The organism is Micrococcus sp. TCR-5 (genome assembly GCF_052220525.1).
Lineage (GTDB): Bacteria > Actinomycetota > Actinomycetes > Actinomycetales > Micrococcaceae > Micrococcus > Micrococcus luteus.
Genome location: NZ_JBQPDO010000011.1, coordinates 82,037 through 91,376, shown reverse-complemented (window position 1 = coordinate 91,376; position 9,340 = coordinate 82,037). Strand labels below are relative to the sequence as shown.

The 9,340-nt window shown below is 74.6% G+C and carries 8 protein-coding genes; 3 read left to right on the top strand and 5 right to left on the bottom strand.

Annotation, left to right across the window (positions count from 1 at the left end; translation table 11 throughout):
• The coding region (locus ACTSKS_RS07860) for an FAD/NAD(P)-binding protein (protein ID WP_442927435.1) at nucleotides 1-361 on the bottom strand (361 nt) is incomplete at its 3' end.
• A gap of 142 nt (nucleotides 362-503) precedes the next feature.
• Here ACTSKS_RS07860 and rarD point away from each other — a divergent pair.
• From rarD to ACTSKS_RS07845, 3 genes are read left to right on the top strand one after another with little or no spacing between them, the layout of a single operon-like run.
• Nucleotides 504-1,523, top strand: a complete 1,020-nt coding sequence (gene rarD / locus ACTSKS_RS07855) for an EamA family transporter RarD (RefSeq protein ID WP_134415914.1) — start codon at nucleotides 504-506, stop codon at nucleotides 1,521-1,523.
• A 9-nt stretch (nucleotides 1,524-1,532) separates the two neighbouring features.
• Nucleotides 1,533-2,027, top strand: coding sequence for a hypothetical protein (locus ACTSKS_RS07850; protein ID WP_041104945.1), 495 nt, complete (start codon nucleotides 1,533-1,535; stop codon nucleotides 2,025-2,027).
• On the top strand, nucleotides 2,024-2,521 hold the full coding sequence (locus ACTSKS_RS07845; protein WP_134415767.1) for an HIT family protein: 498 nt from the start codon (nucleotides 2,024-2,026) through the stop codon (nucleotides 2,519-2,521). The genes ACTSKS_RS07850 and ACTSKS_RS07845 overlap by 4 nt, the downstream gene beginning before the upstream one ends.
• Before the next feature lie 43 nt (nucleotides 2,522-2,564).
• Here the strand turns inward: ACTSKS_RS07845 and ACTSKS_RS07840 are convergent, their stop codons facing one another.
• The 4 genes from ACTSKS_RS07840 to ACTSKS_RS07825 form a co-directional block, all read right to left on the bottom strand.
• Complete coding sequence (locus tag ACTSKS_RS07840; RefSeq protein ID WP_134415769.1) at nucleotides 2,565-3,629, bottom strand: polyprenyl synthetase family protein; 1,065 nt, start codon at nucleotides 3,627-3,629, stop codon at nucleotides 2,565-2,567.
• Nucleotides 3,626-5,026 carry a geranylgeranyl reductase family protein gene (locus tag ACTSKS_RS07835; RefSeq protein WP_036318070.1) on the bottom strand — a complete coding sequence of 467 codons (1,401 nt, stop codon included), beginning with the start codon at nucleotides 5,024-5,026 and terminating at the stop codon, nucleotides 3,626-3,628. Before ACTSKS_RS07835 ends, ACTSKS_RS07840 begins: the two co-directional genes overlap by 4 nt.
• Nucleotides 5,023-6,963, bottom strand: coding sequence for a 2-succinyl-5-enolpyruvyl-6-hydroxy-3-cyclohexene-1-carboxylic-acid synthase (menD, locus tag ACTSKS_RS07830; protein ID WP_442927434.1), 1,941 nt, complete (start codon nucleotides 6,961-6,963; stop codon nucleotides 5,023-5,025). Before menD ends, ACTSKS_RS07835 begins: the two co-directional genes overlap by 4 nt.
• 116 nt (nucleotides 6,964-7,079) lie before the next feature.
• On the bottom strand, nucleotides 7,080-9,221 hold the full coding sequence (locus tag ACTSKS_RS07825; protein WP_134415773.1) for a PhoX family protein: 2,142 nt from the start codon (nucleotides 9,219-9,221) through the stop codon (nucleotides 7,080-7,082).
• Nucleotides 9,222-9,340 lie beyond the last annotated feature (119 nt).

The window sequence follows — 9,340 nt, the reverse complement described above, 5'->3', positions numbered from 1 at the left end:
ACTCCACCCCGGGCACGTCCAGGGCCGCGTCCCGCACAGCCCCGGTGGAGAACACGATCGCGTCGTAATGCCGACGCAGATCCGCCAGGCTCAGGTCCGTGCCGTAGTCCACGTTGCCCAGGAAACGGATGTCGCCGCGGTCCATGACCTTGTGCAGGGCGGTGACGATGCCCTTGATGCGCGGATGGTCCGGGGCCACCCCGTAACGGATCAGACCGAACGGGGCCGGGTACCGGTCGAACAGGTCGATGCTGACACGGAAGTCCCGCTCCTCCTTGGTCAGGATGTCCGCCGTGTACACCCCGGCGGGTCCGGCACCGATGATGGCGATGCGCAACGGGCGGTCAGGGCGAACGGTCACGGCGGGTGGGTCCTTTTCGACGACGGCGGGGCGCGCCGGCAGGACGCAGGGCGGGGCCCGGCGCCGGCGCGCGGGATCGACCCCCCAGTCTACCGCCGTGACCGGGAGGAACCTGGGTGAGAGTGCTCACCCGGACCGTACAGTGGTCCGCGTGAGCCCCTCCTCCCCCGCTGCCCGGCCCGGCGCGACCCCCGACGGCGCCGCCCCCGACACCGGTGCCCTGCCCACCGTCTCCCCTGCCCCGGACGACGACCCGCGCGGGCTGGCCCTCGGCTTCACCGCCTACTTCGTGTGGGGCCTGCTGCCGCTCTACATGGCGATGCTCGCGCCCGCCGGGACCCTGGAGATCGTGGTGGTGCGCATCGGCTTCGCCCTGATCTTCTGCCTGCTGCTGCTGACCGTGATGCGCCGCCTGCGCGAGCTGGGGACGGCGCTGGCCACGCCCGGCCGCTGGGGCACCACGGGTCTGGCCGCCGGGATCATCGCGGTGAACTGGCTGCTGTACGCGGTCTCGGTCACCACGGGCAACGTGCTCCAGGCCTCGCTGGGCTACTTCATGAACCCGCTGGTGAACGTCCTGCTCGGCGTGCTCTTCCTCGGGGAGCGGCTGCGGCGGGGCCAGTGGGTGGCCGTCGGGATCGCGGTGGCCGCCGTCGTCGTGATGTCCGCGGCGATGGGGCAGGTGCCGTGGATCGCGCTCGGGCTGGCCACCTCGTTCGGGCTCTACGGCTTCGTGAAGAAGCGCTTCCCCTCCCCCGTGCACGCAGTGACCGCGATGACCGCCGAGACCGTGGTGCTGATCCCCGTGTTCGTGGTGGGCAGCGTGCTGCTGGCGCAGGCCGGGCTGCTCACCACGGTCACCGAGGGGCCCGGCCACTTCTGGCTCATGGCCGGGCTCGGCGTGCTCACCGCCGTTCCGCTCATCCTGTTCTCGGCGGCGGCCCGCTCCCTGACGCTGACCACGCTCGGGATGCTGCAGTACACGGCGCCCATCCTGCAGTTCCTCGTGGCGGTCACGGTGCTCGGCGAGCAGATGCCCGCGGCCCGCTGGGCGGGCTTCGGGCTGATCTGGCTGTCCCTGGCGGTGTTCACCGTGGACCAGCTGAACGCCTCCCGCCTGCAGCGTCGGGCGGTCCGGGCCGGGCGGGGCGCGCACGCCTAGACTGACGACATGCCCGCCAAGCCCCCCGCCCCCGTGTACCTCCCGGCCTTCCAGCGGCTCGTCCCGGACCTGCTGGGCGACGCCTGGGCCGAGGACGACGGCCTCGCCCCCGCCGACGTCGACGCCCGGCTGGCCCAGTCCCCCGCGGCGGAGCAGCTCGGCGCCGGGCTCATGATCCCGGCTGCTCTCCGCGAGTTCTACCTCGCCCTGGGCAACTGCGGCGACCTCATGGAGACGGACCACTACGTGTGGGACCCCGAGGACCTCGAGGTGCGGGACGGCTTCCTCATGTTCCTGGAGGATGCGGACGAGACGGTCGTGTGGGGCCTGCCGGTGGACAACCTGGCGTTGCCGGACCCGCTGGTGTGGCGGCGCTCCGCCGGTGCCGACGCGCCCGAGGGCGAGTGGCAGGACGAGGGCGGCACCTTCAGCGAGTTCCTGACGGACCTGCTCGCGTGGACCTTCGAGGACCCCGAGGACGACGACGAGGGGCCGGACCGGTGACCGCGCCCGCCCCGGTCTCCCACGCCCCGGACGGCTACGTCTGCCCGTTCTGCGGGCTCGTGGCCGGCGACGTCTCCGACCCGGGCAACCGCTGCGAGCTCGGGGACACCGTCTACCAGGACGAGGACCTGATCGTGCTGATCGCCGTGGACGGGTTCGGCGACCACGAGGGCCACGCCATGGTCTGCCCGGCCGAGCACTACGAGAACCTCTACGACCTGCCCCCGCGCGTGCTGCAGCGCATCGCCCTGATGGCCCAGCAGGTGGCGCTGGCCATGAAGCGCGCGTGGGCCCCGGACGGGGTCTCCACGCGCCAGCACAACGAGCCCGCCGGCAACCAGCACGTGTGGCACTACCACCTGCACGTGTTCCCCCGCTTCGAGGAGGACATGCTCTACCGGCAGCTGCGCCACCCGGTGGCCCCGGAGGTCCGCGCCGGCAAGGCGCGGGAGCTCGCGGCCGCGCTGGACCCCGCCCCGACCCGCCTGGACTGAGCGGCCGCCCCGGATCGAGGCGGCGACGCCGCCGACCGCGGCGTCAGGCCGAGCGCCCGACCACGTAGTCGGCGAACGCCTCGAGCGCCGCCTTCACGGCGGAGTCCGGCAGCGGGGCGAGCGCCTGCTTGGCCTGCTCCGCCCAGCCGCGGGTGATCGCCCACGCCTCGTCGATGGCGGGGTGGCCCGTGAGCGCGGCGACGGCGGCGGCCAGCTGCTCGTCGGTGTCGAGCGGCCCGTCCACGAGCGCGCGCACCCGGCGGGCGTCCTCGGCCTCCGGCCCCTCGCCCTGCGCGGCGCGGGCCAGCAGCAGCGTGGTCAGGGTGGGCACGCGCTCGCGCAGGTCCGTGCCGGGGACCTTGCCGATCCGCTCGGCGTCGCCGGTGAGGTCGATCAGGTCGTCGGCGAGCTGGAAGGCCAGGCCCACCTTCTCGCCGTATGCGCGCATCACCTGGACGGCGGCCTCGTCGGCCCCGCCCAGCAGCGCGCCGAGCATGCCCGCCGCGGCGATCAGCGAGCCGGTCTTGCCGGAGAGCACCGCGTAGTAGTGCTCGATCGGATCCGCGCCCTCGGCCGGGCCGCGGGTCTCCCACAGCTGGCCCTGCACGAGGCGTTCGAAGGTGTCCGCCTGGATCTGCACGGGCCGCGGGCCGAGCTCGGCCATGAGCTGGGAGGCGCGGGCGAAGATCAGGTCGCCGGCCAGGATCGCCGCCGAGTTTCCCCACAGTCGGTGGGCGGCGGGGGCGCCGCGGCGCACGGGGGCCTCGTCCATCACGTCGTCGTGGTACAGCGTGGCCAGGTGCGTCAGCTCCATCACGACGGCGGCCTGGCGGGCGGGCGCGTCCACGTCGGCGACCTCGCCGGAGGCCAGGGCGGGGTCGCCCAGGAGGGAGGCGAGCACCGTCAGGACCGGACGGACCCGCTTGCCGCCGGCGGCCAGCAGGTGGTGGGCGGCGGTGTCGGAGAAGAGGTCGTCGAAGCCGAGGGCGCTGTCCAGCTGCTCCTCGACCTGCTCGAGCGCGGTCAGCACGACCTCCAGGACACGGCCGTGCTCGGCGAGGGGTTCGAAGCCGGAGGGCAGGGCGAAGCCGGGGTCTGCGGTGGTCACCGGGCAAGCCTACCCAACGGCGCGCCGCCCGCGGTCGTCAGCGCGGGGGTGAGCGCCTCGAGCACGCGGACGGCCCGGTCGACGGCGTCGCCGCCCCGCGCGTCCACCGTGTTGCCCATGACCTTCACCGCGGCCCGCAGCAGCGGGGGTGCGGCCATCCCGGCGCCCAGCGCCGCCTTCATCACGCGCGGATCGCCGATCAGGCGGGCGAACCGGGCGCCGAGGGCGAAGTGGCGGCCCCACAGGTGCTGGGTGATCACCGGGTAACGGGACAGGATCGCGTCCGCGGCGCCGTCGGTCCCGGCCGCGTGCGCCTGCACCGCCAGCTCCGCGGCGAGGCGGGCCGCCTCCATCGCGAACCCGATGCCCTCGCCGTTGAACGGGGACACCATGCCGGCCGCGTCGCCCACCAGGAGCATGCCCGGCACGTGCTGCGGGGTGCGGTTGAACGCCATCGGCAGGGCCGCGCCGAGGATCCGCGAGGTGCGCGTCTGCTCGGCGATCCCCCAGTCCGCGGTGAGCGCCCCGGTCCAGGACTTCAGCAGCCCGCGGTAGTCCAGCTTCCCGAACTGCGGGGAGGTGTCCAGGATGCCCAGGCCCACGTTCACGGTGCCGTCCGCGAGCGGGAACAGCCAGCCGTAGCCGGGCAGCGGGTTGCCCTCGGCATCCGGCAGGCGCAGCCAGGACTCCATCCACTCCCCCCGGTCGCCGGGCGGGGCGGGGATCGCCCCGTCGACGGCGGCGCCGGCGGTGTAGTAGGCCCGCACGGCCACGCCCATGGGCCGGTCCTCGCGGCGGTGCAGGCCCGCGGAGACGGCGGCGCGGGCGGAGACGCCGTCGCACGCGAGCACGATCGGTGCGGTGAAGCGGGCGGTCTCCCCGGTCTTGCGGCCGTTCGGCGCGATCAGCTCCGCGTCCAGCCCGACCACGCGTCCGGCCTCGTCCCGCACGACGCCGGTGACGGCGTGCCGCTCGCGGACCTCGGCGCCGCGGGTGCGCGCCAGGTCCGCCAGGAGGGCGTCGAAATCGCGTCGGGTGCGCGTGAGCGCGTAGTCCGGCCAGGTCTGGGTGGGCGCCCACGGCACGTCCACGCTGCGCTCGCCCGCGCGCAGCCGCAGGCCGCGGATGACGCGCCAGCCGCCGTCGTCGCCGGGCTCACCCCGGTGGGGCACGCCGAGCAGCTGCAGCTCCCGGACCGCCTGCGGGGTCAGGCCGTCGCCGCAGACCTTCTCACGCGGGTGCGCGGTCTTCTCGAGCACCACCACGTCCAGCCCCGCCGCGGCGAGGTGGGCGGCGGCGGTGGCGCCGGCGGGGCCGCAGCCGGAGATCAGCACGTCGGCACGGCGCACGACGGCGGGGGTCGAGGCGGGCGCGGGCGACGTCGGCGTGCCGGTCACTGGGGGGCCTCCTCGGCGGCGAGCTCGGCGGTGGGCGGGGCGGGGGCCGGGCCGGCGTCCGGCGCGGGGTCCGGGACGGGGCACGCGGGCGGGAACGTGGCGCGCACCGCCGCGGCCAGGGCGGCGGCGACGCGCGGGCGGTCGGCGCGGTCGCAGCGGACCTCGAGCAGACGCCGGCCGCGCACCGGGTCGGACAGGGCCCGGACGAGGTCGACGCGGTCGGTGACCCGCGTGTGCGGGACGCCGTACGCGGCGGCCAGGGCGGCCAGGTCCACGCCGTGCGGGGTGCCGAAGAGCCGTTCGATGGGGTCCGCCATGCCGGGCGCCTCGGCCACGGCCCCGTGTTCGAGGCTCGCGAAGATCGCCCCGCCGTCGTCGTTGACGACCACGAGGTCGAGGTCCGGCTCGGTCTCGGTGGGGCCCACGAGCAGGCCGCCCGCCTCGTGCAGGGCGGTGAGGTCGCCGAGCAGGGCCACGGTCCGCCGTCCGCGCGCCAGTGCGACGCCCGCGGCCGTGGAGACGGTCCCGTCGATCCCGGCGAGCCCGCGGTTGGCGTACACCTCCGCGTCCGGCGCCGAGGGGGGCCGCCAGGTCAGGTCCACGTCCCGGATCACCGAGGACGAGCCCAGCACGAGCGGACCCCGGACCATGGCGGCGCTCACGTGCGCCACCGTCTGCGGGCTGAGCCGGTCGCCGGCGTCGGTGGTGACGAGCACGTCCTCCACGGCGGCCTGGGCGCGCATCGAGGCGTGCTGCCACGCGGCGAGCCAGCCGGGCTCGCCCTGCCCGGCGAAGGCGGCGAGCTCCTCGAGGGTCTCCACGGGCGTCTCCCGGCGCCGGCCCGGCTCGAACCACGGTGCGGGCTCGGGGGCGTGCAGGGCCGTGGCGACGTCGGGGCGGGCCAGCAGCGCGTTGACCGTCCGGGTGAGCGTGGGCCGGCCGAACAGCACGACCCGTTCGATGCGGGCGGCCAGGGGGTGTGCGTCCGCGTCGCGCCCGCCGGCCGCGCCCAGCAGGAGCGGGTACGCGGCGATGGCGTTGGCGGAGAACCGCGCGTTCGAGGACGGCTCGGCCAGCAGGGGCAGGCCCAGGGACAGCGCGAAGGCCGCGGCCGCGGGGCCGGCACCGTGGCAGGCCAGCACGACGGTGCGCCGCTGGTCCAGGCGGGCGACGTCCAGCTTGGGCAGCCCCGAGAGCACCGCCCCGGGCGCCCGGTAGGCCGACGCGGCGGCGGCCGGGCTCGCGCCGGTCGGGGCGACGGCCGGAGCAGGGGTGTGCGGCGCCGCGGCGGCGGCGCCCATGGCGGCCGCCTCCTCAGGGCTCGGCACGAGCGGGTCGCGGAAGTGCAGGTTCAGGTGGACGGGTCCGGCCGGGGCCTCGGCCATCGTCACCGGACCGGGCGCGCCGTCGTCGGAACCGGTCTCGGCGACGACCCCCTCGGCCGCCAGCAGGGCCCGGCGCACGGTGGCCCGCACATGGCGCAGATGCTGCTCGGCGTCCACGCCGTCGGCCGCGTCGCAGCCGAGGGAGGCGGCATGGCGGACGTGCGTGCCGAACACGTCCCTCTGGTCCGTGGTCTGGTTCGCGCCGGTGCCGTGCAGCTCGGGCGGACGATCCGCGGTCAGCGCGATCACGCGCGTGCCGGCGTGGAAGGACTCCATCAGGGCGGGCACCAGGTTCCCGACGGCGGTGCCCGACGTGGTCAGCACGCCCACCGGGCGCCCCGAGGCCAGCGAGAGCCCGTGGGCGAGGAAGCCGGCCGAGCGCTCGTCCACCCGCACGTGCAGGCGGACCTCGCCGGCGTGCTCGAGGGCCGCGAGCGCGTAGGCCAGCGGGGCGGAGCGGGAGCCGGGGCAGACCACCGCGTCCCGCATGCCGGCGTCGATCAGGGCGGTGGCGACGGCGCGCGCCACGGAGAGGGAGTCGACGGAGGTCATGGTGGCCACCAGTCTAGGCCCGGGCGCGGGCGGGCCCCGGACGCGGCGAGGCCGCCACGGTGACGCGGTGGCGCCGGCCGTGACGGCCTCGTCGAGGGTCCGCGCGGAGGCGGGGGTCAGCCCTTCGGGCCCTTGCCGTTGCCGTTGCCCTTGCCCTTGCCGTTGTTGCCCTTGCCCTTGTTGCCCTTCTCCTTGCCGGCGCCCTTGCCGATGCCGTTGTTCCCGGTGGCGTTGAACACCTGGACGACGCTCGGACGCGGGGCCGCGACCTTGTCGCCCACCTGGACCGGGCCGGTCGGGCTCAGGAAGTCCGGGAAGGAGGAGGTGTGCGCGCCCCAGGTGCCGTCCTCGCCCGGGTGCTGGACGTTGACGAACACGGAGTTGTCGCGGTCGTGGATCACGGGGCCGCAGGTCTCGGCGTCGCGCGGGACGGCGAGGAACTGCTGGACGCGGCCGCGCTCGGCGCCGTCGAGGGTGACCTTGTGCAGCGCGTCGGCGTAGCCGATGGTGCCGGGCTGGCCGTCGGTGGAGATCCAGAGGTTGCCCTCGGAGTCGAACGCCAGGTTGTCCGGGCAGGAGATCGGGGAGACCTTCTCCTTCGGGTAGCCGGCGAAGTAGGCCGAGGAGGAGACCGCCGGGTCGCCGGCGAGCAGCAGGATGACCCAGGTGAAGGCGGTGGAGGTGTGATCCCCGCCCTGCTCGGTGATCTCGATGACGTGGCCGTCGCGGTTGCCGATGACCGGGTTGGCCTCGTCCACGGCGGTGCGCTTGGTGTTGTTGGTCAGGGCCGCGTAGACCTTGCCGGTGACCGGGTTGGTCTCGACGTCCTCCGGGCGGTCCATCTTGGTGGCGCCCATCTTGTCTGCCGCGAGGCGGGTGTAGACGAGGACCTCGGCCAGGGACATGCCCGGGACGAAGGACGTCTTCTCGTCGGCCAGGGCGATCCACTCTCCGGAGCCGTCGAAGGCGCCGTCCGAGGGCAGGGTGCCCCTGCCGTCGATCTGGGCGGCCGGGGAGTCGCCGGAGAACCTGGCCACGTAGAGGGTGCCCTTGTCCATCAGGCGCATGTTGTGCTTCTTGTCGCCCTCGCGGACCTTCTCGGCCGAGACGAACTTGTACAGGTAGTCGTGGCGCTCGTCGTCGCCGGAGTAGACCACGGCGTGGCCGGACGGGGAGATCACGGCGGTGCCGGCCTCGTGCTTGAAGCGGCCCAGGAGGGTGTGCTTCACGGGCGTGGAGGTGGGGTCCTCGGGGTCGATCTCGACGACCCAGCCGAAGCGGTTGGCCTCGTTCTCGTAGCCGGGCTTGGTCAGGTCGAAGCGGTCGTGGACCTTCTCCCAGCCGCGGCGGGTGGCGGAGGTGGAGATGCCGTAGCGCTTCTCCTCGGCGGTGCCGCGGCCCTTGAAGTACTGGTTGAAGTTCTCCTCGCCGGAGAGCACGGTGCCCCACGGGGTGGTGCCGCCGGCGCAGTTGTTCAGGGTGCCCAGCACGCGGGTGCCGGTCGGGTCCTCGACGGTCGTGAGCAGCGCGTGGCCGGCGGCCGGGCCGCGGACCTCGAACTCGGTGGTGCCGGTGATGCGGCGGTTGCGGCGGCCGCCGCGGACGTACTCCCACTGGGCGCCGCGCTTGGCACGCTTGAGGTCCACGATGGACAGGCCGTGGGCCTGGAGGCCGACGTTGACGACGTCCTCGAAGTTCGAGGCGATGTACTCCGGGGAGAACATGATGTTCTCGTTGGTGTACTCGTGGTTGGAGACGAGGTAGCCGGAGCGGTCGTTGCCGCCGTCGGTGATGATGTTCAGGTAGTCGTTGTTGTAGCCGAACTGGGCGGCCTGCGACGCACCGGTCTGGTGCTCGATGTCGAACTCCGGGGAGTCGGCGAACAGCGGGTCGCCCCAGCGGATCACGGTGCCCCAGTCGTAGCCCTCCGGCACGGTCATGGTGTCCACGGTGCGGGTCACCGGGGCGATGGGCTCGAAGGGGAGCTTGCCGCCGCCGGTCGGGCGCCGGCCGTTGTCTGCGAGCGCCTCGGGGGCCTGGGCCACCTGGGAGCCGATGACGACGGCGGCGGCGAGGCCGGTGCCGCCGACCAGGGCGGAGCGGCGCGAGATGGCGGTCTCCGCGATCTGCTGGAAGGTCGGGTTCGCCGAGGTGTTGGGCACCGGGTGGGCGCACGCGTTGCCGCACTTGAGCTCGCACGTGACGGCGGAGCGGTTGCCACGGGTGTGGCCGGCCATGGGGAGGAGGCGCTTCAGCATGACGGGGTCCTTCGCGTCGTGGGGATGGTTCGGGGTCCGGTGCCGGGCCGGAGGCGACCCCGGGGGTGAGGCCGGCCGGGGCTGCCATCACCTTGGCCCCTCGCTCCGAGCGGCGAGCC